This window comes from Streptomyces sp. NPDC001348 (assembly GCF_053597535.1).
The window spans coordinates 46,512-69,917 of the sequence record NZ_JBSFIK010000007.1 but is presented as its reverse complement, the minus strand read 5'-3'; the positions used below and the strand labels follow the sequence as shown (position 1 = coordinate 69,917).

The following is a 23,406-nucleotide window of genomic DNA, read 5'->3' as shown; positions in this document are numbered from 1 at the left end:
GACGGCAGGCGTCAATGCGGTTGCCCAGGGTCCGTGGCGCAGGGATAGTTCGTGGCCATGGGCGAAATGGACTTACTGAAACGCTCCGGCGGGCCCGTGACCCGAAGCCGGATCGGCCGTGACCTGGCCGCGCTCGGCCTCGGAGACGGCGATGTCGTCATGTTCCACACCCGCATGTCCGCCATCGGCTACGTGGCCGGCGGACCGCAGACCGTCATCGGCGCCCTACGCGACGTCGTCGGAACGCGGGGAACCCTCATGGTGACCTGTGGCTGGAACGACGCACCCCCCTACGACTTCGTCACCTGGCCGCAGGACTGGCAGGACGCCCTTCGCGCGGAACATCCCGCTTACGACCCGACCCTCAGCGAGGCCGACCACAACAACGGCCGTCTCCCAGAAGCACTGCGCCGCCGGCCCGGAGCCGTCCGCAGCCGTCACCCGGATGCCAGCTTCGCGGCCCTGGGAGCGGTGGCGGACGAGCTGATGGCCGACCATCCCTGGGACGATCCCCATGGCCGCGGCAGCCCCCTGGCAAGGCTGACTGCGCGCAACGGCCGGGTCCTGCTGCTCGGCGCCCCCTTGGACACCATGACGCTGTTGCACCACGCCGAGGCGCTCGCCGATGCTCCCGGCAAACGGTTCGTGGACTACGAACAGCCCATACTTGTGCAGGGCCGACGGGTCTGGCACCACTTCCACGACATCGACTCGGAACACGGGGCCTTCGACTACTCGGCAGTGGTGCCCGAAGGGAAAGACCCGTTCGAAGTCATCGTCCGGGCCATGCTCGCCGCAGGAATCGGCCGACAGGGCAGAGTCGGCGCTGCCGACAGCCATCTGTTCGAGGCCGCGGAAGTCATCGACTTCGCCACCACCTGGATCGAGGACAAACTGGGCAGGTAGGTGCAAGAGAGGCATCCGCCGGCCTCGGGCCCCAGCGTCCTGGCGGCATCGCCAAGCGCAGTTGCACTACGCGTTCTTCAAAGCCGCGCCGTGAGCCCGTCCGGCATCGTGTGAGATCTGGGGAGACATACACGGCAAAGGCCCCGTCGCCCGAGAGCGACGGGGCCTTTGCCCACATGGGATGAGTGGAGATGGCGGGAATCGAACCCGCGTCCAACGGTGCGGAACCAGGGCTTCTCCGTGTGCAGTCCGCTTCGATTTTCTCGGCCCCGGAGATCACGCGGACAAGTCTCCGACGGGCTCAGTCACTGTTTGGTTTCCCTCTTCACCCCGTGACCGGGATCAAGGTTTAGTCCCCTAGCTGATGCCAGGATCCGGGTCGGGAACAGCCCCGGGCTGACACTCCTATGAGAGTTCGCTAGCTGCTAATTAGGCAGCGAGGGCGAACGAGGAGGAATCGCGCTTGGTGTTGGCGATTATTTTTTGCGACATATGGTTTACGAGATCATTGCCGCTTCCTCGACACGCTTCCCCTGCTTCGACAGCCGCTGTCGAAACCGATCATCCCCATGTTGATTTTTCAACCCCCTCCGGAGGACCGGAGGGACTCGCGCACCTGCTGTGCGGTGCAGATGCCATCGTACGTGACCAACGCGGGTCCGTGCCAGCGTATTCCCCCGGCCGGCCGACCGTGCGGTACTAGCCCCGCTGCTTGCGCCGCGCCGCCGCGATCGCCCGGTCCGACTCCCGCCGGTCCTGCTTCTCGCGCAGGGTCTGCCGCTTGTCGTACTCCTTCTTGCCTCGCGCGAGGGCGATCTCGGCCTTCGCGCGGCCGTCCTTGAAGTACAGGGCGAGGGGCACGATCGTGTGACCCGTCTCCTGGGACTTGGACTCCAGCTTGTCGATCTCCTCGCGGTGCAGGAGCAGCTTGCGCCTGCGGCGCACGGAGTGGTTGGTCCAGGTGCCCTGGCTGTACTCGGGAATGTGGGCGTTGTGCAGCCACGCCTCGTTCCCGTCGATCTGGACGAAGCCGTCGGTCAGCGAGGCACGCCCCTGGCGCAGCGACTTCACCTCGGTGCCGGTGAGGACGAGCCCGGCCTCGTAGGTGTCGATGATCGCGTAGTCGTGCCGTGCCTTCTTGTTCTGCGCGACGAGCTTGCGCTTGCCGTCCTTGGCCGCTTTCGCGGCCCCTCCGCCCTGCTTGGGCTGGGACTCCTTCGGTACGTACATTCCCTTGCTCATAGTGCCGTCCATTTTCGCACTACGGAGGGGGTACCGGGAAAGCCGTTTACGACGGGTCGCCCAAGCCGCTGAGCACCGTCTCCGCCCGCTGCAGCGCGTCCTGCCCGGCCTCGAGGTCGGGGGTGATGCCCCGGCCGTCGACGGCGCGGCCGGCGGGGGTGCGGTAGTGGCCGACGGTCAGCTCGGCGACGGAGCCGTCGGGCAGCCTGCTCGGCATCTGCACGGAGCCCTTGCCGAAGGTACGGGAGCCGATGACGACCGCGCGGCCCCGGTCCTGCAGCGCTCCGGTGAGCATCTCGGCCGCGCTCATCGTGCCGCCGTCGACCAGCGTGACCAGGGGCCGGGCGGTGTCGCCGCCGGGCTCGGCGTGCAGGGCGCGCTGCTTGCCGTCGACGTCGTAGGTGGCGACGAGGCCGCCGTCGAGGAAGGCGGAGGCGGCGGCGGTGGCCTCGGTGACCAGGCCGCCGGAGTTGCCGCGCAGGTCGAGGACGATCCCGCCGTCGGCCGGTGCCCGGCGCACGGCGGTGCGGACGTGGTCGCCGGAGCCCCTGGTGAAGGCGGCGACCCGGATGACGGTCACGCCGTCGGGGAGCCTGCGGACGGTGACGGAGTCGGTGGACAGACGGGCCCGGCGCAGCGTCTCGCTCCACGCGCGCGTGCCGCGCTCGAGGCCGAGGCGGACGGTGGTGCCCGCCGGGGCGTCCTGTGCGTCACCGCGCAGTAAGGCGACCACCTCGGTGACGGGGCGCCCGTCGACCTCGTGACCGTCGACGCTGCGCAGCCGGTCGCCCTTGCGGATCCCGGCGGCGGCCGCGGGCGACCCGGACCGCACCCGGGTCACCTCGATCCGCCCGTCCCGCTCGCGCCGCGCCCACAGTCCGACGCCGGTGTACTCACCGTCGAGGGCCTCCTGGAACTCCTCGTACTCACCCTCGGAGTAGACGGCGCCCCAGCGGTCCCCACTGCGACTTACGGCCCGTTCGGCGGCCTCCATGGGGGACTTGCCGTCGGCCATGGCGTCGGCGGCGGCCTTCTCGACGTCGTCGTGCCGGGTTCCGGTGCGGGCGGCCGCCTGCGCGGCCTTCCGTCCGGAGGCGTCCGGGTGGTCGCCGTCCGGGAGGGAGCCGGTGGCGGCGCCGGCGACCAGCACGCCCGCGAAGACCAATGTCAGGGCGGCCCCGCGGCCGAAACGGCGGGGCTGGCAGAACAGGTCGCGGCCCGACATGCGGGTGAGTCTAGGACAACGCGAAGGGCCGTACGCTCCGTTGCGCGTACGGCCCTCTTGACGTGCGTCACACCTTGAGATACTTGCGCAACGCGAAGAACGCGGCCAGCGACGGCATCAGCAGGCTCGTGGCCAGGATGAGCGGAAGCTTCGTCAACACGGCGTCCCAGCCGATGAAGTTGATCAGGTTCAGCTTCTGCGACAGGGCCAGGCCGTGGTCGATGATGAAGTACCGCGAGACCACCAGGAATCCGCAGGCCACCGTGCCGCCGATCAGGCCGGCGACCGCGGCCTCGGCGATGAACGGCGCCTGGATGTAGAAGCCGGAGGCGCCGACCAGCCGCATGATGCCGGTCTCCCGCCGACGGCTGAACGCCGAGACGCGCACGGTGTTGACGATCAGCATCAGCGCGACCACCAGCATCAGCGCCATCACCATCCGGGCGGCCCAGTTCATGCCGTTCAGCAATCCGAACAGGTTGTCCAGGATGCCCTTTTGGTCCTGTACCGACTGCACACCGTCACGCCCGTCGAAGGCGGTCGCGACGACCTGGTACTTCTGCGGGTCCTTGAGCTTGATCCGGTACGACTCCTGCATCTGGTCCGGGGTGAGCGAACTGGCCAGCGGGGAGTCGCCGAACTGCTCCTTGTAGTGCTTGTAGGCGTCGTCCTGGGACTCGTACGTCACCTTCTCGACGACCGTCATCTTCTTCAGGTCGGTGAGGATCTGCTTCTTCTGGTCCTCGGTGACCGCACCCTTGGCGCACTTGGGGTCGGACTCGGCATCGCTCTTGTTGCAGAGGAAGATCGAGACGTTGACCTTGTCGTACCAGTAGCCCTTCATCGTGCTGACCTGGTCACTCATCAGCAGCGAAGCGCCGAACAGGGCCAGGGAGAGGGCGACGGAGACGATGACCGCGAAGGTCATGGTGAGGTTGCGGCGGAGACCCACACCGATCTCCGAGAGTACGAACTGGGCGCGCATGGCGTCTTGTCAAGCCTTTCCGTGGATCCAGGACCCTGGGGTTCGTCAGTGCTGGTAGCCGTAGACGCCGCGTGCCTGGTCGCGGACGAGGCGGCCCTTCTCCAGCTCGATGACGCGCTTGCGCATCTGGTCCACGATGTTCTGGTCGTGCGTGGCCATCACGACGGTCGTACCCGTCCGGTTGATCCGGTCGAGCAGCTTCATGATGCCGACGGAGGTCTGCGGGTCGAGGTTGCCGGTGGGCTCGTCGGCGATCAGCAGCTTGGGCCGGTTGACGAAGGCCCGGGCGATGGCCACGCGCTGCTGCTCACCACCGGACAGCTCGCCCGGCATCCGGTCCTCCTTGCCGCCGAGCCCGACCAGGTCGAGCACCTGCGGCACGGACTTGCGGATCTCGCCGCGGGACTTGCCGATGACCTCCTGCGCGAAGGCCACGTTCTCGGCGACCGTCTTGTTGGGCAGGAGGCGGAAGTCCTGGAACACCGTCCCCAGCTGGCGCCGCATCTGCGGCACCTTCCAGTTGGAGAGGCGCGCGAGGTCCTTGCCCAGTACGTGCACCTGGCCCTGGCTGCACCGCTCCTCGCGGAGGATCAGCCGCAGGAAGGTGGACTTTCCGGAGCCGGAGGACCCGACCAGGAACACGAACTCGCCCTTCTCCACTTCCAGGGACACATCCCTGAGTGCGGGGCGGGTCTGCTTGGGGTAGACCTTGGAGACGTTGTCGAATCGGATCACGGATGCACCACGGGTCGCCGGAGGTAGATGTGCGTGACCATACGCGAATCGGGTATGGAAGCGCAGTCGCCGGTCGCCTTTGTGGGGGTCTTGTGCGCTTTTGTACCGGGTGACGTTTCCCCGGGTCGCACATCGGGTCTTCGCTCCGGCCCCGCGGGAATCGCCGGAACCTGGCAAAGTGGAGGGGGAACGTTCTCGGTTCCGGAAGCGTTGAACGAATGATGGCCGGTGCAAGGAGGGCGAGCGCATGACGTACGACCGGTTGGTGTGCGCGAACTGCGCGGCGCCCGTGAACGAAGGCCGGTGCCCCGTGTGCCGTGCCAACCGCGAGCGACTCCAGCAGGAGAACTTCTTCGCGGGGCTGAACCCGATGGCGCTGATCGCGCTGCTGGCGGTGCTGATCGCCGCGGTGGCACTGCTGGCGCACCAGACCGCGTAACGACTGCGAGTACGCCCGAAGGGCCCGGAGCGCCAAGCTCCGGGCCCTTCGAGGTAGGCAATGGGCACGCATGGTACCCGAACGGCTACCGTCAGGCAGCCGCGCCGCCGCGACCGCCCACGAGACGCGGGAGGACACGGAAGCCGATGCCGCCGGCGATCATGGTGGCGGCACCGATGACCAGGAACGCGGTCTGACCGGCACCGGTCTCGGCGAGCTGGTCGCCGCCGCCCTGGGCCTGGGTGCCGGAGGGGGTGGCGTCCGAGCCGGTGTCGGTGAGGGCGGAGGTGCCCGCGTCCTGGGCGGAGGTGCCGGAGCCGCCGCCGTCGGGGTTGGCCTTGTTGCCGCCGCCGTGCCCCTGGCCGTTCCCGTGGCCGCCGCCGTTGCCGTGGTGACCGCCGCCGCCCTGCGTGGGCTCGGAGGTGGCGGGGGGCTGGGACGTCGCCGGGTCCTCGGTGGGCTCGGTCGGGATCTCCGTCGGGTCCGTGGGCTCGTCGGTGGGCGGGACCGACGGGTCGCCGGGAATCGTGCTCGGCGGGACCGACGGGTCGGTCGGGTCGGTCGAGCCGCTCGGGTCGCCAGGACCCGGCGCCGGCCCGTCGTCGGCGCACAGGATGCCGAGCGTGCAGTCCGACTCCGTGGCGGAGGCGACACCCGCGGCGGTCAGCGAGGCGCCCGCGGCGATCACAGCACCGGCGGCTATCCGCGCGATCCGGATCCGCGTCTTCTTCGTCATATGGTTTGCTACCCCCAGTAGCTGTTGTGTCAAAGGGCGGCGTTCGGGGTCGGCCGTGATCGACGGGGGAAGCCGGCGGAGTTCAAGTCACCGCCTGAGGCCCCCGGTTCACATGCACACCTCAGATACGCATGCCACGCTCACCCTTCCCATTTTTCAAAGCAACGTCAAGGCCGTTGCGCGCGCAATGTCCGATGGTGGCGCGTATGCCGGGAGTTGATGCGTGTGAGTGTGATGTAAAACCCAGACAAAACAGCAACTGCCGCCTTAGGGGCGGCAGTTGTCAAGTCGACAAAGTCACTTCTCTTGCTGCTTGCGCCAGCGAATACCGGCCTCGAGGAACCCGTCGATCTCACCGTTGAACACGGCCTCCGGGTTGCCCACCTCGTGCTCCGTGCGCAGGTCCTTGACCATCTGGTACGGGTGCAGCACGTACGACCGCATCTGGTTGCCCCAGGAGTTGCCGCCGTCGCCCTTCAGGGCGTCCATCTTGGCCTGCTCCTCCTGCCGGCGCCGCTCGAGCAGCTTGGCCTGCAGGACGTTCATGGCGGTGGCCTTGTTCTGGATCTGCGACCGCTCGTTCTGGCAGGAGACGACGATGCCCGTGGGGAGGTGCGTGATACGGACGGCGGAGTCGGTGGTGTTGACGCCCTGACCACCGGGACCGGAGGACCGGTAGACGTCGATCCGCAGCTCGCTCTCGTCGATCTCGACGTGGTCGGACTGCTCGACGACGGGCAGGACCTCCACACCCGCGAAGGAGGTCTGGCGGCGCCCCTGGTTGTCGTAGGGCGAGATGCGGACCAGCCGGTGCGTGCCCTGCTCGACGGAGAGGGTGCCGTAGGCGTAGGGGACCTGTACCGCGAAGGTGGTGGACTTGATGCCCGCCTCCTCCGCGTACGAGGTCTCGTACACCTCGGTCTTGTAGCCGTGCTGCTCGGCCCACCGCAGGTACATGCGCTGGAGCTTCTCCGCGAAGTCGGCGGCGTCGACGCCGCCGGCCTCGGCGCGGATGTTCACCAGCGCCTCCCGGGAGTCGTACTCGCCGGACAGCAGCGTGCGGACCTCCATCTCGTCGAGCGCCTTGCGCACGGCGGCGAGCTCGGACTCGGCCTCGGCACGGGTGTCCGGGTCGTCCTCCTCCTCGGCCATCTCGAAGAGCACGGCGAGATCGTCGATCCGTCCGCGCAGCGCCTCCGTCTTCCTGACCTCGGCCTGGAGGTGGGAGAGCCGGCTGGTGATCTTCTGCGCCTCGTCCGGGTTGTCCCACAGGGACGGCGCGGCCGCCTGCTCCTCGAGCACGGCGATGTCTGCCCTCAGCTTGTCGAGGTCCAGAACGGCCTCGATCGACTCCATGGTCGAGGAGAGGGACTTGAGCTCTTCGGATACATCGACGACTGCCACGCCATCCAGACTAACGGTTCCCTCGGGCATCCCCCGCCGAAAGGGGCCTTGGGGGCCGGTGCGGACGCGCTCCGGGGACTGCCGCGCCCGGGCTCCCGCTCCGGCCCGTCCGCCTCACGGCGTCGAAGAGGTGTGCGTGTCCTGCGGGGACGTCTCGGAGTCGTCGCCGGACGTCGCCAGCCACGTGCCGACCCCGAGGGCGGCCGCGAGCACGGCCGCGGCCACCCCGAGGGTGATCCTGCGCCGCCGCGCCGCCGCCCGGTGCCGTGCCGAGCCCGGGCGGGGCGCTCCGGAGGCCCGGGGAACCCGTGCGGTGCCCCGCGCACCTCCGGCCAGCTCGTCCGGCCCCGGTACGCGCATCGAGGTGTGCGTGTCCCGGTTGGAGTCCGGCTTGGTCCCCGGCACCAGGGACACCGCCCCACGCCGCCGCACCGGCTCACCCCCGGGCGACGCCGGGGACGCCGGCTCCTCGGCCGCCGTCTCCTCGGAGAGCTCCGTGTCCGGCTCGTCCACCTCCAGCGGCGGCATCCCGGCCAGCACCGGCAGCTGCTCCCGCAGCCGGGCCGCCAGCTCCGACGCCCGCAGGCGCGAGGCCGGTGCCTTGGCCAGGCACTGCACGAGCAGCTGCCACAGCTCCTCGGGGATGCCGGGCAGGGGTACGACCGTCTCGGTCACGTGCCGCCGCAGCACCGCCCCCGGGTGCCCGCCCCCGAAGGGGGTGAAGCCGGCCAGCAGCTCGTACAGCACGGTGGCCAGGGCGTAGATGTCGACCGAGGCGCGCGGCGGCAGGCCCTCCACGATCTCCGGGGCCAGGTAGTCCGGGGTGCCGATGATCTTCGTGGCCCGGGTCCGCCTGGGCGAGTCGATCAGCTTGGCCACGCCGAAGTCCGTCAGCAGCGCCGGGTGCGCGCCGCCGGGGCCGAGCGGGCCCTGCATGTCCAGCAGCACGTTCTCCGGCTTCACGTCCCGGTGCACGACCCCGGCCGCGTGCGCCGCCGCCAGCCCGTCGGCGACGTCCGCGACGATCGCCACCGCCGCCTCGGGTGCGAGGCGGCGCTCACGCTCGAGCCGGGTGCGCAGGTCCGTGCCGCGGACCAGGTCCATGACCAGCGCGAGGTCGTTGCCGTCGACGACCAGGTCGCGCACCGACACGACGTGCGGGTGCTCCAGGCCGAGCAGCGCCGTGCGCTCCTGGACGAACCGTCCGACGAGTTCCTGGTCGGACGCGAGGTCCTCGCGCAGCAGCTTGATGGCGACGGGGCCGTCCGGCCCCTCGCCCAGCCACACCGTGCCGGCGCTGCCCCGCCCCAGGATCTGGTGGGCGGTGTACCGGCTGCCGATCTTCCGTGCCAAGGCTGCTCCTACAGACGCGTGTTGTCGTTAAAACTACGCGTCCGACGAGCCAACCTTCACGGCGGAGACGGAAATCACCCGTCAGATGTCGACAAATCCCCAACCTCGCGATCGGTCGGCGCGGTCACCTGCCGGTGGCCTTCCCGAGGTCCTTGACCCACTTGGTCGCCGTGCCGACCAGATCGCTCAGCTCCTGCCAGTAGCTCTTGCCGGTCCCGATCCAGTCCTGCAGGGGGCTCAGTTCCCAGATCAGCCAGCCCGCGACGAACAGGATGACCAGCGTGAACAGGCATCCCTTCAGACAGCCGAGGCCGGGGATCTTCATCGGGTTGGCGCTGCGCCGGCGCGGCTCCCTGGGCTCCCGCGCCGGCCGTCTGGGCTCCGCCGGGGCGGGCGGGGCGTACCGCTGCGGCTGCGGCTGGGCGTACCCGGGGGGCGGCCCCTGCTGCTGACGCTGGCGGGCCTGGCGCGGCTGGGGCTGCTGCGGGCGGCCCTGCTGCGGCTGGCGCGGCTGCTGCTGCGGCCGGGCCACCTGGCGCTGCGGGCGGCGGCGCAGCGGGTCCTCGTTCGGGTCGAGGTACTGGACCTGCGTCTGCTCGTTGCGGTCGCGGGCGGCGCGCATCTGGTTCTGCCAGGGGTGCGGCTGGTCCGGCGACTGCTGGCCCTGCTGCCCCTGCTGCCCGGCGCCGGGCGGCACCGGCGGCATGACGGCGGTCGGGTCCGCTGCGCCGGTGTTCGGCAGTACGGCGGTGGGGTCGGCCGCGCCCGGCGGGCCGCCGGTGTGCGGGAGGTAGCTGGTCGCCGCGTTCGGGTCGTAAGTGCCCTGCGCCGAGCCCGTGGGCAGCACCTGGGTGGGGTCGGCGGCCCCGGGCACGCCCGGGACGGCGGCCGGCGCCGGGTCGGGGGCGAGCAGGGCCCCCACGCCCTCGGCGGCGGCGATCTGCGCGCTGTTCGCATGGACGCCGATGCCTTCGGCGACGACGCGCAGGCCGCGCGCGAGGTTCTCGGCGCTGGGCCGTTCCTCCGGGTTCTTGCGCAGGCAGCGTTCGATGACCGTCCAGAGGGGGTCGGGGACCGTGGACGGGCGGCGCGGTTCGGCGCTCAGGTGCTGGTGCAGGACCTCGAGGGCGCTGCCGCCGGAGAACGGCGGGCGGCCGGTGACCAGCTCGTACAGCAGGATGCCCGCGCCGTAGACGTCGACGGCGGAGGTCTGGGGGCGGCCCTCGGCGCTCTCCGGGGCGACGTACGCGGGCGTGCCCACGAACTCGTGGGTGCGGGTCAGTCCCGGGGAGTCCGCCAGGCGTGCGATGCCGAAGTCGGTCAGCAGCGGGTGCAGCTGGCCGTCGTACTGCTGGAGCAGCACATTGGCGGGTTTCAGGTCCCGGTGGACGACCCCGTCGGCGTGGCTGGCGCCGAGCGCGTCGGCGATCTGCGCGGTCATCAGCGCCGCGGCGACGGGCGTGAAGGGCCCGTTCTCGCGGAGGTAGCGGTGCAGGTCGGGGCCCTCGACGAGGTCCATGACGAGGGCGAGCAGATCGCCCTCGACCACCAGGTCGCGCACCCGGACGATGTTGGGGTGGGTGAGCCGGAGCAGGACGGACCGCTCCCTGAGGAACCGCATGACGACGTCGGGGTCGCTCGCCAGCTCCTCCTTGAGGACCTTGATGGCGACGGTCTCACCGGGCTGGCCGGGCACGGCGGCCTCGGCGCCTGCGGTCTCACGCTGGCGGGCTCGCCAGACGGTGCCCGTGGCGCCGCGTCCGAGCGGCTCCTCGAGCAGGTACTTGCTGCCTACCGGCCGCACGTCATGCGCTCCCTGCTGCTTGCTTGCCTGTTCCGACCCACTGTAGTGCCGCCCCCCGAGGCACTACGTAAGTCTTCCGGTGCACGTTCGAAGGAAAGACGCTCGCCCCGGTCTCCAGGTTGCCGGGACCGGACGTGACCGATCTCAAGTGATCGCCGGTGCATTACCGGTCAGGCACTTTTGGGGGCAGAGCTGACCAATCAAGATCACTTGACGCCGGGCGAGGGGCGGGTTGTCAGTGGCAGGTGCGAGGATGCTGCAGTACTGGCCGACGTGCTCGTGTGTGGTGGGGGGAACTCCGCGCCCGCGCAGAAGGGACCGCTGACGGCGATGCAGATCCGGCTGACCGTCGTAGACCCGCTGGCCCCGTCCCCGCAGCGGGGCCGCGCGGCGAGCCGCGACGTGCTGGTCACGGCGCCCGCGGGCACGGCCCTGGCCGCGGTGGCGTCGGCGCTGGCCGCGGCGGTCGCCGGTGAGGGCGGCCGGGAGGCCGGAAGCGCCCCGGTCGTGCTGTACGCGGGCGCGGAGCGGCTGGACGCCGGCCGCGCCACCGTGGGCGAGCCCCCGCTGGTCGACGGCGCCGTGCTGTCCCTCGGCGCTCCCGCCGAGCCGGAACCGCACCCCGAGCTCGACGACGCCCCGACCCAGCTGCACGTGGTCGCGGGTCCGGACGCGGGCGGCGTCCATCTGCTGCACGGCGGCCAGATCACCGTGGGCCGTTCCGCCGACGCCGACGTCCCGCTGGACGACCCCGACGTCTCCCGGCTGCACTGCGCGGTCACGGTCGCCGCCGACGGCCGCGTCTCCGTCGCCGACCTGGGCTCCACCAACGGCACCGCGCTGGACGGCACGCGCGTGGGCGAGCAGCCGGTGCGGCTCTCCGCGGGGGCGCTGCTGCGGATCGGCGAGTCGGCGCTGCGGCTGACTCCGTCCGGGGGACCCGGGGCACGGCTGGAGACGACGCCCGACGGCGAGGGGTGCGTCCGGGTCGCCCCCGGGGACGGGGCGGCGCACACACGCGTGGGCGACACGCTTCCGGGGCGCACGCACCATTCCTACGGCTCGGCCGGCTGGGGAGCCCCCGGTGCCGCGCCGGGCGCCCGGGACCACGGGCCCACGGAGCCGGTCGTGCCGGGGCAGGGTCCCGCGCCCCGGATCGAGAGCCGGGAGGGCGGGGACACGCACGCCGGACCCTTCGGCGTCGGTGGAGTGGCCGGAGCCTTCGCGGCGCAGGTCCCGGCGGACAGCGCCGGCGCCCAGGACCCACAGGCCCCCGACACAGGCGGCCGCAAGGCCACCCCGCTGCGCGGCACCGACATCCCGCAGGGCGTACGCAGACGCGGCGGGCTCGGCGCGTGGGCGCGGCGGCTGACCGGCGGTCGGGGCGAGCCGCCGGCGACCGGTCCGCGGGCGCACGAGGAGGAATACGAGAGATACGAGGGGGTGGAGGGAGGCGCCGGGGAGGCCGCCGCGACGCCGCCCGGTGTCACCGCGCAGCAGCCGGAGACCTGGCCGGACCCGGCGGCACTGCTGCTCACGGCGCTCGGCCCCGGGCCCCGGCTGTGGGAGCGCGGGCCGGGCCACCCGGAGACGCTCACGGTCCGGCTCGGCACCGCCGACCGGGCCGTACCGGACGGCTCGGGCCTGCTGCCCGCCGTACCGGTGACCGCCGATCTGCGGGAGGCCGGGGCGCTGGGGCTGGCCGGGCCGCGCGCGCGGCTGTCCGGGCTGGCGCGGGCGGTGCTGGCCCAGCTGGCCGCGCTGCACTCCCCCGACGTGCTGGAGATCGTCCTGATCAGCCCGGACCGCGGCCGTCCCCTGGAGGAGCGGACCGCCGAGTGGTCCTGGCTCGGCTGGCTGCCCCATGTACGGCCCGGTCACGGCCAGGACTGCCGCCTCCTGCTGGCCTACGACCGGGAGCAGGCGGCGGCCCGCACCGAGGAGCTCCTGCGCCGCGTGGACGACCCGGTGACCCGGAACGCGTTCGACCGCCCCCGTCCCGCGCGGTCCACCGAGCCGGACGACCCCACCGCCAGGCGCCCCTCCTGGGCGCGCGGCGACGCCGGCGCGGACGGGGCGGACCGGGAGGACCGCGGCGTTCCGGGGCCGTACACGGTGGTGGTCGTGGACGGCGACCCCGGGGGCGCCGGCCTGCGGGAGTCGGTGGCGCGGCTGGCCCTGGAGGGACCGCGGGCCGGGGTCCACGTGGTGTGTCTGGCCGAGACGGCACCGGCCTCCCCCGCCTCGCCGGTGACGGAGACGTACGAGGCGGCGTGCGCCGCGACGCCGACGTTCCGCGCGTGCGGGGCCGTCGCGCTGCTCAGCGGTGACGTCGCCACCGCCCTCCGGCTGGTGCGCGTCGCCCGGACCGACACCCCCGCCGCCCCCGCCGGGCCGGTGGGCCACGGCACGGTCGCCGCCGTCGACGCGGTCTCCCCGGCCTGGGCGGAGCGGTTCGCGCGGGCGCTGGCACCGCTCAGGACGGACGGCACCATCGGCGAGGGGCAGGCGCGCGTGGCGGCACCGCTGCCGCTGTCGGCGCGGCTCCTGGACGAGCTGGGCCTCGCCAGGGCGACCCCGGCCTCGCTGATGGCGCGCTGGGCCGACGCCGCCGACGACGCGGAGTCGCTCGGCGGGCGGGCCTGGGCGGTGCTCGGCGCCGGGCCGCGCGGGCCGCTCTGCGCCGACCTCGTCGCCGAGGGACCGCACCTGCTGGTCGAGGGACCGCCCGGCAGCGGCCGTACGGAACTGCTGCGCGCGGTGGTCGCCTCGCTCGCCGCCGCGGAGCGGCCCGACCGCCTCGGTGTCGTCCTGATCGACGGCCGGGACGGCGTCGGCACCGGCCCCGCACACGGCGAGGGCCTGCGGGCGTGCACCGAAATACCGCACGTCACCACCCATCTCACGGTCAACGACCCGGTCCGCATGCGGGAGTTCGCCCAGTCCTTGAGCGCCGAGCTGAAACGGCGGGCCGAACTGCTGGGGCGGGTCGACTTCACCGAGTGGCACACCCACCGCGAGGTGTCCGGCCGGATCGTCGCGCAGCGCACGCCCGCCGGACGGCCCGGCGGGTCCGGGACCGGCTCGTCCGGGACAGGTGCGTCCGGCACCGGCGGGGCCGGGGACCTCGAGACACCGCCGAGTTCGACCGTGCGGCTGCGGCCGGGAGCGGCCTCCCGGCGGCAGGCGGAGGCGGCACCGCCGCTGCCCCGGCTGGTGGTGGTCGTGGACGACCTCGACGCGCTGGTCTCCCCCGCACTCGGTTCACCGGGCCGGCCCGCCGCCGGATCGGTGATACGCGCGCTGGAGGCGGTGGCCAAGGAGGGCGAGCGGCTCGGCGTCCACCTGGTGGCCGCGACCGGCCCCGGCGGCCGTACCGCGGAGACGGAACCGGCCCGCCGGGCCACCCTCCGCGTCACCCTCGACGCACCGTCCTCCGGACCGGACGAGCCGGCGCCCGGGCGCGGGCGCCTCGCCCGCGCCGACGGGCACATAACCCCCTTCCAGGGGGGCCGCGTGACCGGCCGTATACCGCGCACCGCCACCCAGCGCCCGACGGTCGTCCCCCTGGACTGGCACCGCATGGGCGACCCGCCGACCCGTCGTCCGGTCCGTGAACTGGGCAACGGCCCGACGGACCTGGCCCTGCTCGCCAGCGCGGTGGAGCGGGCGGCACGGGAAGTGGCGGCCGCGGAAGTGCCGTCCCTCCTGTAGGTGCCAGGGCGTAATCACGAGCCGGTCACGATCTCCCGGTCGGCACGGCAGGCGCTCTTGCAGGCGTCAAGTCACCCGGCGTAGACCGGACGTCACGGGACAGTGCTCATACGTTCAACGAAGAACGAAGAACGGGGCAGTGATGCGTAGCAAAAGCAACACCATCCGGACAAACAGGGCCGTCGCGACCATCGCCACGTTACTGGCGGGAGCCCTGGCGCTCACCGCCTGCAGCGGCAGCGACGACAAGAAGGACGACGGCGGCAGCAGCGGTGCCAGCGAAAGCGGCTCCACCGTCTCCCTCCCGAAGCTGAACGGCGCGAACCTGGAGATCGCCGCGGTCTGGACGGGTACCGAGCAGAAGAACTTCAAGAAGGTCCTCGCGGAGTTCGAGAAGCGCACGGGCGCCAAGGTCACGTTCGTACCGGCCCAGGACCCGATCATCAACTTCCTCGGTTCGAAGATCGCCGGTGGTCAGCCGCCGGACGTCGCGATGCTGCCGCAGCCCGGCGCCATCAAGCAGGCCGTGGACAAGAAGTGGGCGAAGCCGCTCGGCACGGACGCGGTCAAGGAACTGCAGAAGAACTACTCGCAGGGCTGGCAGGACATCGGCAAGGTCGACGGCAAGCAGTACGGCGTCTACTACAAGGCCGCCAACAAGTCGCTGGTCTGGTACAACGCCAAGGCGTTCGAGGGTGCGGGCGCCAAGGAGCCGAAGAACTGGCAGGAGCTGCTGAAGGCGGCGCAGGCGGTGTACGACTCCGGTGTCACCCCGTTCTCCGTCGGCGGCGCCGACGGCTGGACGCTCACCGACTGGTTCGAGAACGTGTACCTGTCCCAGGCGGGCCCGGAGAAGTACGACCAGCTCGCCCAGCACAAGATCAAGTGGACCGACCCCTCGGTGAAGCAGGCGCTCACCACGCTCGCACAGATCTGGGGCAAGAAGGACTACGTCGCGGGCGGCGCGAAGGGCGCCCTGCAGACCGAGTTCCCGGAATCCGTCACCCAGACGTTCACCGGCGGCGACCAGCCGAAGGCGGCCATGGTCTACGAGGGCGACTTCGCGCAGGTCAACATCGGTGACACCAAGGCGAAGGTGGGCACGGACGCGAAGGTGTTCCCCTTCCCCGCGGTGGGCTCCACCGCGCCGGTGGTCTCCGGCGGTGACGCGGCCGTCGTCCTGAAGGACTCCAAGGCGGCCCAGGCGCTGGTCACCTTCCTCGCCTCCCCGGACGCGGCGACGATCCAGGCGAAGCTCGGCGGCTATCTGTCCCCGAACAAGAACGTGCCGGACTCGGCGTACCCGAACACGGTGCAGCAGACGATCGCCAAGGCGCTGATCGCCGCGGGTGACGACTTCCGCTTCGACATGTCCGACCAGGCCCCGCAGGCCTTCGGCGGCACTCCCGGCAAGGGCGAGTGGAAGGACCTGCAGGACTTCCTGACGAACCCGAAGGACGTCGCGGGCACGCAGGCGAAGCTGGAGAAGGACGCGGCGGCCGCGTACGGGAACGGGAGCTGATCCGGCCATGGCGTCGGCAGCGGCGGCGGGGGCCCCACCGGGCCCCGCCGCACCGAAGAGCCGCAAGAGCGTGACCGGCACCCGCACAACCGTGGCAGCCCTGTTCCTGCTGCCCGCCCTGGTGCTGCTCGGCGCGCTCGTGGTCTACCCGATCGGGTACTCGCTCATCCGCAGCTTCTACAACGCGAACGGTGACGGGTTCGCCGGAGTCGACAACTACAAGGCGCTGTTCACCGACGACGGCATCCGCACCGCCCTGAAGAACAACATCATCTGGGTGGTGTTCGCGCCGACGGTCTCCACCGCGCTGGGCCTGATCTTCGCGGTGCTGACCGAACGGGTGCGCTGGGGCACGGCGTTCAAGCTGGTCGTCTTCATGCCGATGGCGATCTCGATGCTGGCGGCGGGGATCATCTTCCGGCTGGTGTACGACCAGGACCCGGACAAGGGCGTCGCCAACGCGGTGTGGGTCGGCGTCCACGACACCTTCGCCCAGTCGTCGGCGTTCCCGAAGGCGCACCCGGGCCGCGAGTCGCCGCTCAAGCCCGACGGCGGCGGTTTCATCACCTCGGCGCCCGTGCACGCCGGCCAGGTCGTCACCCTGCCGCTGGTCGGTGTGGCCCCCGACCAGATGCCGGACGGCGCGAAGAAGGCGGTGGCGGCGAAGTCCGAGCCGGGGAAGGTCACCGGCACGACCTGGCAGGACTTCACCCGCGGCAAGGGGGTCGGCAGGCTGGGCGCCCCCGACCCGTCCGAACTCGGCTATGCGGGAATGCGGATCGAGGCGGTCAAGGGCGGCGAGGTGGTGGCCTCCACCAAGGCCGCCGACGACGGTACGTTCTCGCTGCCCGGGAAGGCGGACGGGGCGCAACTGCGGCTGCCCGCGAGCAACTTCAAGGAGCCGTACAACGGCGTCGACTGGCTCGGCCCGTCACTGGTCACCCCGGCCATCATCGGGTCGTACGTCTGGATGTGGGCGGGCTTCGCGATGGTGCTGATCGCGGCCGGGCTCGCGGGCGTGCCCCGGGAACTGCTGGAGGCGGCGCGCGTCGACGGGGCCAACGAGTGGCAGGTGTTCCGCAAGGTCACCGTGCCGCTGCTCGCCCCGGTCCTCGCGGTCGTCGTCGTCACCCTGATGATCAACGTGCTGAAGGTCTTCGACCTGGTCTTCATCATCGCGCCGGGCTCCTCCCAGGACGACGCGAACGTGCTCGCCCTGGAGCTGTACCGCAAGGGCTTCGCCGAGAGCCAGCCGGGCATCGCCAGCGCCATCGCGGTGTTCCTGCTGCTGCTGGTGATCCCGGTGATGCTGTTCAACATTCGTCGGCTGCGGCGGGAGGTCAGACGATGACGACGCGTCGGCCGTGCATCTGCCGGGGGTCCGGGGGTCGCCCCCCGGGAAGACACAGCAACATTCGTCGGCTGCGGCGGGAGGTCAGACGATGACGACGCGTCGGCCGTGCATCTGCCGGGGGTCCGGGGGGGCGCCCCCCGGGAAGACACAGCAACATTCGTCGGCTGCGGCGGGAGGTCAGACGATGACGACGCGTCGGCCGTGCATCTGCCGGGGGTCCGGGGGTCGCCCCCCGGGAAGACACAGCAACATTCGTCGGCTGCGGCGGGAGGTGCGGCGATGACCACGCACGCCGGGAGTCTCGGCAAGACGGCGCCCGTGGAGAGCGTGAAGGCCAGGCAGTCGCTGGGGTCCAGGGTCGTGGAGAAGCTCGGCGGCGGACTGGTCCGGGTCTTCCTCATCGTCGTCGGCCTGTTCTGGCTGGTGCCCACCATCGGTCTGCTCGTCTCCTCGCTGCGCGCACCGGAGGACATGAGCGCGTCCGGCTGGTGGCACGTGTTCAGCAAGCCGTCGCAGCTCACCTTCGACAGCTACCAGAAGCTGCTGGAGAACAGCGACATCACCAGCTCCCTGTGGAACACCGTCCTGATCACGGTCCCGGCGACCGTCCTGGTCGTGGTCATCGGCTCCCTCGCCGGGTACGCCTTTGCGTGGATGGAGTTCCCGGGCCGCGACTGGTGGTTCCTGGGCGTCGTCGGCCTGCTGGTCGTGCCGGTGCAGGTGGCGCTGATCCCGATCGCGGAACTGTTCGGCAAGATCGGCCTGTTCGGGACCATCCTCGGGGTGGTGCTGTTCCACGTGGGCTTCGGTCTGCCCTTCGCGGTGTTCCTGCTGCGGAACTTCTTCGCGGAGATCCCCCGCGAACTGCTGGAGGCGGCGCGACTGGACGGCGCCGGTGAACTGCGCCTGTTCGCCCGGGTGGTGATGCCGCTGGGCGGGCCGGCCATCGCCAGTCTGGGCATCTTCCAGTTCCTGTGGGTGTGGAACGACATGCTGGTCGCGCTGGTGTTCACGAAGTCGGGCAGCCAGCCGATCACGGTCGCGCTGCAGACCCAGGTACGCCAGTTCGGCAACAACATCGACGTCCTGGCACCCGGCGCGTTCATCTCCATGGTGATCCCGCTGGCCGTGTTCTTCGCCTTCCAGCGGCAGTTCGTGACGGGCGTGATGGCGGGCGCGGTCAAGTAGGCGCCGCCGCGGCGCTGTTCGCAGGGGGTGGGCCGGGACCCGGGCCCACCCCTTCGCATTCGCCCGGATGTCCCCCACATGCCGTACGAACCGTAACCAAATCACTCCATCGGCCGTTCCCGGCCACAACGTCCGCGCCGACCGACCGATGGATGCCCCTTGCCCAGGTTCAGTGTCATTGTCCCCGCGTACAAGGTCCAGGCGTACCTGTCCGAGTGCCTGGACTCGGTGCTCTCGCAGTCGTGCCCCGATCTCGAACTGATCGCCGTGGACGACCGCTCGCCGGACGCCTGCGGGGAGATCATCGACGAGTACGCGACCCGGGATCCCCGCGTGCGGGCGGTGCACCTGCCGGAGAACCAGGGCCTGGGCCGCGCGCGCAACGCCGGCATCGAGCGGGCCGTGGGCGACTACCTGGTCTTCCTGGACGGCGACGACACCCTCACCCCGGGTGCGCTGCGGGCGATCGCCGACCGGATCAAGGAGACCGGCGACCCGGACGTCCTGGTCTACGACTACGCGCGTACGTTCTGGACGGGTGAGGCGGTCCGCAACAACGTCGCCTCCGAGCTGGCCGAGGAGGGCCCGGCGCCCTTCCGTCTGGAGGACCGCCCGGGGCTGCTGAAGGTGCTGATGGTGGCCTGGAACAAGGCCTGCCGGCGGGAGTTCGTCGAGCGCGCGGGCTTCCGCTTCCCGCCGGGCTACTACGAGGACACCCCCTGGACGTTCCCGGTGCTGATGTCGGCCGGGTCGATCGCCACGCTCGACCGGGTGTGCGTGCACTACCGGCAGCGCCGACAGGGCAGCATCCTGCGCACCACCAGCCGCAGGCACTTCGACGTCTTCGAGCAGTACGACCGGGTGTTCGCGTACGTCGAGGAGCGGCCGGAACTCGCCCGGTGGCGGCCGTTGCTGTACCGCCGCATGGCCGACCACTTCGCGGCGGTGTTCACCCGCCGGGACCGGCTCCCCCGCGGCACCCGCTCCGAGTTCCTGCGTCTGGCCCGCGCCCGGCTCCGCCGCCACCACGCCCCCGGCGCCCCCGCCCCCCTGCGTGCCCGCCTCGGCCACGCACTGCTCCGCCTCGGCCTGCACCGCACCTACCGCGCCCTCCGGCTCACGGGGGCCGGGTGCCGTCGCACGGGCAGGCTCGCCGCCAAGCCGGCGCGCGCCGTGCGGGACGCCGCGCTCCTGCTGCACTACCGGATCCAGCTCCGCCTCCCGCTGCGCGCCGACCGCGCGCTGTTCGCCGCCCACCACGGCCGCGGCCACGGAGGCGACCCGGGCGCGCTGGAGGCCGCGTTCCGCACACACGCACCGCACATCCGCACCGCCTGGATCACCCGCCCCGAGTACCAGCACACGGTCCCGCCCGGCCCGCGCCGGGTGCGCCCCGGCACCGCCGCCTACTGGACCGCACTGGCCCGCTCCAAGTACCTGGTCACCGACGCCGCCTTCGACCGGCGCCTGGTCAAGCGCCGGGGCCAGGTGTTCGTACAGACCCAGCAGGGCACCCCGTTGGGGCACATGGGCCTCGACCTCCAGGAGCGCCCGGCGGCCGCCCGGGACACCGACTTCGAGGAACTCCTCGAGGAGGTCGACAAGTGGGACTACGTCCTGTCCGCCAACCGCCACACCACCCTCACCCGGGAGCGCGTCCTCCCCGGCCGCTACACCACCCTGGAGTACGGCCGGCCGCGCAACGACGTCTTCCAGCGGGCCACCACCGCGGACGTGACCCGGCTGCGCGAGTCCCTCGGCGTCCCGCACGGGTCCGTCGCGATCCTGTACGCCCCCGCCCACCGCGACTACCGCCGCACCCAGCACCCCGTCCTCGACCTGGAACGGATCCTGCGCCGGCTGGGCCCCCGCCACGTGATCCTGGCCCGCACCCCCCACCGGGACGCGGGCCGACCGGGTGAGAGCGGCCGGATCATCGACGTCGGCGACCACCCGAGTACCGAGCAGCTCTGCCTCGCCTCGGACGTACTGCTCACCGACTACGCGTCGATCATGTTCGACTACGCCAACCTGGACCGCCCGATCGTCGTGCACACCGAGGACTGGGAGGCGTACGACGCGGCCCGCGGCACCTACTTCGACCTGCGGTCCTTCCCGCCCGGCGCGGTCGCGCGCAGCGAGGACGAGCTGATCGACATCTTCGCCACCGGCCACTGGCGCGGCTCCCGCTCCACCCAGCTGCGCACCGAGTTCCGGGAGCGTTTCTGCCCGCACGACGACGGACGCGCCGCGGAGCGGGTCGTCCGGCACGTCGTGCTGGACGAGCCGGCGGGCCTGCCGGGGGTCGTGCCGTTGCAGGCCCGGCACCCGGTGCCGTCGGCGGCGTCGGGGCTCGCGCGCTCCCCGCTCGCCACCGTGTCGCAACCTTCCGGCTTCCTCCCCGTCACCGATAGCCGCTGAACACCGTTTGCCCTTCCGGGAGTTCCCATGCCCCGCAGCACCTCGCGGCCCACTCCGTCCCGGCCGTCCACCTGGCGGCCGGCCGGGCGGCCCGGCCGCGCCCGTACGGCCTGAGCACCAGGGCGGACCGAGTCGGCCCCAGGCGATCAGGACAGACAACAGAAAGAACAGAATGCCCCGCTTCAGCATCATCGTCCCGTCCCATGGGGCCGCCGGCCGGCTGTCCCAGGCTCTGGACTCGGTTCTCGCCCAGTCCTTCGGCGACTTCGAGCTGCTCCCGGTCTGCGACGCGCCCGACGCACCGGCGAGCGGTGTCGCCTCCGGGTACGCCGAGCGGGACCCCCGGGTGCACCCGTTGCACTCGCCGCCGGCGGACGGTCTGGCGGGGGCGCGCAACGCCGGGATGCGGGCGGCGAGCGGTGACTGGCTGCTGTTCCTCGACGGCGACGACATGCTCGTGCCGGGCGCGCTCGCCGAACTCGACGCCCGGCTGGCGGAGACCGGCGACGTCGACGTGCTGTACTTCGAGCACGAGCGGGTGCCCTGGTGGACGGGTGAGCCGGCCAACACGGCCGCCCCGCTGCTGGCGTCGGCCCCGTCCGGTGCCTTCTCCCCCGACCAGGCCCCCCGGCTGACCGGCGTGCAGCTTCCCGCCTGGAGCGCCGCCTACCGCGCCGCGTTCGTCACCGGACAGGAACTCACCTTCCCCGCCGGGCATTTCACGGACATCGGGTTCGGCGGTCTGAGCGCGATCCGGGCGGAGCGTGTGGCGGTGCTGCGCAGTGTGGTCGTACGGCACCGGCTGCGCAGACAGGGCAGCCGGCTCAACGCGCCGGGGGAGCACCAGCTGGACCTGCTCGACCAGGCGGAGCTGGTGCTCGCACTCGCCGCGGAGGCGGGGCTGTCGCCGGACCGGTCGGCGGCGCTGTTCGAGCAGGTCTTCGCCACGGTCCTCAAGGCGGTCGCCTATCCGCGGCGACTGCCCCCGCGGCTGCGCCGCACCTTCTTCCGAAGGGCCGGCCGGCTCCACCGGCGGCACCGCCCCGCCGGTTTCCGGGTACCGGGCGGCAGCCTGGGGGTGCAGCACCGGCTGCTGGCGGCCGGCGCGTACACGGCGTTCCGCGCGCTGCGTGCCGGCAACCAGCTCGCCGCGCGGGCCGCGCAGATCGGCCCGCGCCCGCGCATGCTGCGCACCCGGCTGTACTACCGGCGCCGGCTGCGCCGCCCGATCGACCCGAACCTCGCCGTGTACTGCGCGTACTGGGGCCGCGGATACGCCTGCAGTCCGGCGGCGATCCACACCAAGGCCCGTCAACTCGCCCCGCACATCCGCTCGGTGTTCCTGGTGGAGCCGGAGGCGGTGGACAGCATGCCGGCGGACGTCGAGCACGCGGTCATCGGCAGCCGGAAGTACTGGGACGTGCTCGCCCGCGCCAAGTACCTGATCAACAACGCCAACTTCGCGGACGCCGTCGTCAAACGCCCCGGCAGCGTGCACCTGCAGACCCAGCACGGCACCCCGCTGAAGAAGATGGGCGTCGACCAGTCGACGTATCCCGTGGTGGCGGCCGCGACCGGCAGCTTCGCCAAGCTGCTGGCCCGGGTGGACCGCTGGGACTACAACCTGTCCTCCAACAGCCATTCCACCCAGATGTGGGAACGGGCGTTCCCCAGCTCGTACGAGGCACTCGAGTACGGCTATCCGCGCAACGACGTCTACTACACGGCGACCGCCGACGACGTCGTCCGCGTCCGCCGGGAACTGGGCGTCCCGGAGGGCAGGACGGCGATCCTGTACGCCCCCACGCACCGGGACCACGCCTCCGGTTTCGACGCCCGCCTGGACCTGGAGGCGTTCTGCGAGGCGATCGGTGACGACTACGTCGTGCTGCTGCGCGCCCACTACTTCTACGACCGGGGGGCCGCCCGCGCCGACGGCAGGATCATCGACGTCACCGGGCACCGTTCCTCCGAGGACGTCTGCCTCGCCGCCGACGCCCTGATCACGGACTACTCGTCGATCATGTTCGACTACGCCAACCTGGACCGGCCGATCGTCGTGTACGCGGACGACTGGGACGTCTACCGGGAGGTCCGGGGCGTCTACTTCGACCTGATGGAGGCCCCTCCGGGCCGGGTGGCCGCGACCCCCGAGGCGCTGGCCGCGCTCTTCCGTGACGGCTCCTACGCGGACGACCGTGCCGCCGCCCTGCGCGCGGCCTTCCGGCAGCGCTTCTGCCAGTTCGACGACGGACGCGCGGCCGAGCGGGTCGTGCGCCGGGTGCTGCTGGGCGAACCGCCCGAGTCGATCCCGCCGGTCGTCCCGCTGGCCGAGCGGATCCCGGCCCCGACGCCCGTCCTCGAGAGGAGCTGACCGA

Annotated in this window: 16 protein-coding genes and 1 other RNA gene; 8 read left to right on the top strand and 9 right to left on the bottom strand. The window is 71.7% G+C overall.

What is annotated here, in order from left to right; translation table 11 throughout:
- The first annotated feature begins 57 nt into the window (after window positions 1-57).
- Window positions 58-906, top strand: a complete 849-nt coding sequence (gene aac(3), locus ACWC21_RS09845) for an aminoglycoside 3-N-acetyltransferase (protein ID WP_450879938.1) — start codon at window positions 58-60, stop codon at window positions 904-906.
- A gap of 183 nt (window positions 907-1,089) precedes the next feature.
- On the opposite strand, the gene ssrA is transcribed toward aac(3), so the two are convergent.
- From ssrA to ftsE, 5 genes are all read right to left on the bottom strand, one after another.
- Window positions 1,090-1,475: a transfer-messenger RNA gene (gene ssrA, locus ACWC21_RS09840) on the bottom strand.
- A gap of 130 nt (window positions 1,476-1,605) precedes the next feature.
- Window positions 1,606-2,136, bottom strand: a complete 531-nt coding sequence (gene smpB / locus ACWC21_RS09835) for an SsrA-binding protein SmpB (RefSeq protein WP_450880219.1) — start codon at window positions 2,134-2,136, stop codon at window positions 1,606-1,608.
- A gap of 58 nt (window positions 2,137-2,194) precedes the next feature.
- Window positions 2,195-3,373 carry a S41 family peptidase gene (locus ACWC21_RS09830; protein ID WP_450879936.1) on the bottom strand — a complete coding sequence of 393 codons (1,179 nt, stop codon included), beginning with the start codon at window positions 3,371-3,373 and terminating at the stop codon, window positions 2,195-2,197.
- A gap of 67 nt (window positions 3,374-3,440) precedes the next feature.
- Window positions 3,441-4,358, bottom strand: coding sequence for a permease-like cell division protein FtsX (gene ftsX, locus ACWC21_RS09825; RefSeq protein WP_450879934.1), 918 nt, complete (start codon window positions 4,356-4,358; stop codon window positions 3,441-3,443).
- Between the two features lie 45 nt (window positions 4,359-4,403).
- Complete coding sequence (gene ftsE, locus ACWC21_RS09820; RefSeq protein ID WP_355897322.1) at window positions 4,404-5,093, bottom strand: cell division ATP-binding protein FtsE; 690 nt, start codon at window positions 5,091-5,093, stop codon at window positions 4,404-4,406.
- Between the two features lie 247 nt (window positions 5,094-5,340).
- Here ftsE and ACWC21_RS09815 point away from each other — a divergent pair, with 247 nt between their 5' ends.
- Complete coding sequence (locus tag ACWC21_RS09815) at window positions 5,341-5,532, top strand: hypothetical protein (protein WP_235452640.1); 192 nt, start codon at window positions 5,341-5,343, stop codon at window positions 5,530-5,532.
- 91 nt (window positions 5,533-5,623) lie between these two features.
- Here ACWC21_RS09815 and ACWC21_RS09810 read toward each other — a convergent pair whose 3' ends face one another.
- From ACWC21_RS09810 to ACWC21_RS09795, 4 genes are all read right to left on the bottom strand, one after another.
- A complete protein-coding gene (locus ACWC21_RS09810) occupies window positions 5,624-6,268 on the bottom strand; it encodes a hypothetical protein (RefSeq protein ID WP_450879932.1) in 645 nt (214 codons plus the stop codon).
- Between the two features lie 297 nt (window positions 6,269-6,565).
- Window positions 6,566-7,672: a peptide chain release factor 2 gene (gene prfB, locus ACWC21_RS09805; protein ID WP_450879930.1), complete on the bottom strand. Its 1,107-nt coding sequence runs from the start codon at window positions 7,670-7,672 to the stop codon at window positions 6,566-6,568.
- Between the two features lie 114 nt (window positions 7,673-7,786).
- A complete protein-coding gene (locus tag ACWC21_RS09800) occupies window positions 7,787-9,025 on the bottom strand; it encodes a serine/threonine-protein kinase (RefSeq protein WP_450879928.1) in 1,239 nt (412 codons plus the stop codon).
- Between the two features lie 124 nt (window positions 9,026-9,149).
- Window positions 9,150-10,829, bottom strand: a complete 1,680-nt coding sequence (locus ACWC21_RS09795; protein ID WP_450879926.1) for a serine/threonine-protein kinase — start codon at window positions 10,827-10,829, stop codon at window positions 9,150-9,152.
- 330 nt (window positions 10,830-11,159) lie between these two features.
- On the opposite strand from ACWC21_RS09795, the gene ACWC21_RS09790 reads away from it, so the two are divergent.
- The 6 genes from ACWC21_RS09790 (at window position 11,160) to ACWC21_RS09765 (ending at window position 23,402) form a co-directional block, all read left to right on the top strand.
- Complete coding sequence (locus tag ACWC21_RS09790) at window positions 11,160-14,543, top strand: FHA domain-containing protein (RefSeq protein ID WP_450879924.1); 3,384 nt, start codon at window positions 11,160-11,162, stop codon at window positions 14,541-14,543.
- Window positions 14,544-14,685: 142 nt separating this feature from the next.
- Entirely contained in the window at window positions 14,686-16,065 is a 1,380-nt protein-coding gene (locus ACWC21_RS09785; protein WP_450879922.1) for an ABC transporter substrate-binding protein, read from the top strand.
- A gap of 7 nt (window positions 16,066-16,072) precedes the next feature.
- Window positions 16,073-17,416, top strand: a complete 1,344-nt coding sequence (locus tag ACWC21_RS09780; protein WP_450879920.1) for a carbohydrate ABC transporter permease — start codon at window positions 16,073-16,075, stop codon at window positions 17,414-17,416.
- A gap of 282 nt (window positions 17,417-17,698) precedes the next feature.
- A complete protein-coding gene (locus tag ACWC21_RS09775; RefSeq protein WP_450879918.1) occupies window positions 17,699-18,607 on the top strand; it encodes a carbohydrate ABC transporter permease in 909 nt (302 codons plus the stop codon).
- Window positions 18,608-18,766: 159 nt separating this feature from the next.
- Window positions 18,767-21,028, top strand: coding sequence for a bifunctional glycosyltransferase/CDP-glycerol:glycerophosphate glycerophosphotransferase (locus tag ACWC21_RS09770; RefSeq protein WP_450879916.1), 2,262 nt, complete (start codon window positions 18,767-18,769; stop codon window positions 21,026-21,028).
- Window positions 21,029-21,200: 172 nt separating this feature from the next.
- Entirely contained in the window at window positions 21,201-23,402 is a 2,202-nt protein-coding gene (locus ACWC21_RS09765) for a bifunctional glycosyltransferase/CDP-glycerol:glycerophosphate glycerophosphotransferase (protein WP_450879914.1), read from the top strand.
- The last annotated feature ends 4 nt before the right edge of the window (window positions 23,403-23,406 follow it).